Raw genomic sequence first — 1,240 nt, 5'->3', positions numbered from 1 at the left:
AGTATTTAGTCGATAGTAGTTAGTTGTATAACTAGCGTCTAAAGACTACAAACTACAGACTAAAAAAAGTCTCGTAGCTCAGCTGGTTAGAGCGCTACACTGATAATGTAGAGGTCGGCAGTTCGAGTCTGCCCGAGACTACAATTTTAAAGAGATTAGTTGAAAGGAAATTTTAGAAGTTGAGGGATTTGGTTTTACGTGTTGAGTGCTAAGTTTTAAGTTAAACTCACACCAACTAATAACTAACGACTAATAACTCATAACTAAAAGAGATGGGGGATTAGCTCAGCTGGCTAGAGCGCTTGCCTTGCACGCAAGAGGTCATCGGTTCGACTCCGATATTCTCCACCAGGCGATGCCTGGAGATAAGTAATATTATCTTCAAGAGTATTGCAGGCAGATTGTGACTCACAAGTTTAATTACTTGTCAGTGGCGACTCGCCACAACGTTCATTGACATATTGGTAAAATGATATCGTAAAGAATCAAGATAGAGAGTTAGATAATATCTAACGAAATATTTTTATAAGAACAAGAATTATAAAGAGCTCGTTGTAGTAGAGATACTACAGCAAAAAGTACAATAAGCTAAATAAGGGCGTATGGAGGATGCCTAGGCTTTCAGAGGCGATGAAGGACGCGATAAGCTGCGATAAGCTACGGGGAGAAGCACATATTTTATGATCCGTAGATTTCCGAATGGGGCAACCCGTCATGTTGAAGACATGTCACACCTTCGGGTGAGCAAACCTGGTGAACTGAAACATCTAAGTAACCAGAGGAAGAGAAAACAAAAGTGATTCCGTTAGTAGTGGCGAGCGAACGCGGATTAGCCCAAACCAATGTTGTTACGGCAATATTGGGGTTGTAGGGCTGCGACATTAGAATCTAAGAGAACTGGAATCGTTTGGAAAGACGAACCGAAGAGAGTGATAGTCTCGTACAGGTAATCGAAGAGGATATAGCAGTACCCTGAGTAGTGCGGGACACGTGTAATCCTGTATGAATCCACCGGGACCATCCGGTAAGGCTAAATACTCCTGAAAGACCGATAGTGAACTAGTACCGTGAGGGAAAGGTGAAAAGAACCCTAAGTAAGGGAGTGAAAGAGAACCTGAAACCGTACGCCTACAAGCGGTCGAAGCACATTAACTGTGTGACGGCGTGCCTTTTGCATAATGAGCCTACGAGTTACTGTTACTAGCAAGGTTAAGATTTTAAGGATCGGAGCCGAAGCGAA

General features: G+C 42.7%; 2 tRNA genes and 1 rRNA gene. All 3 read left to right on the top strand.

Going from position 1 to position 1,240, the window contains the following annotated elements:
- Positions 1–67: 67 nt before the first annotated feature.
- Positions 68–141 (top strand) — tRNA-Ile (locus OU788_RS12330).
- A 133-nt stretch (positions 142–274) separates the two neighbouring features.
- A tRNA-Ala gene (locus tag OU788_RS12325) sits at positions 275–351 on the top strand.
- Between the two features lie 231 nt (positions 352–582).
- Positions 583–1,240, top strand: a 23S ribosomal RNA gene (locus tag OU788_RS12320); the annotation flags it as partial.

It is taken from the genome of Tenacibaculum sp. L6 (assembly GCF_028823685.1).
Lineage (GTDB): Bacteria > Bacteroidota > Bacteroidia > Flavobacteriales > Flavobacteriaceae > Polaribacter.
This window is presented reverse-complemented; position numbering and strand designations above follow the sequence as displayed.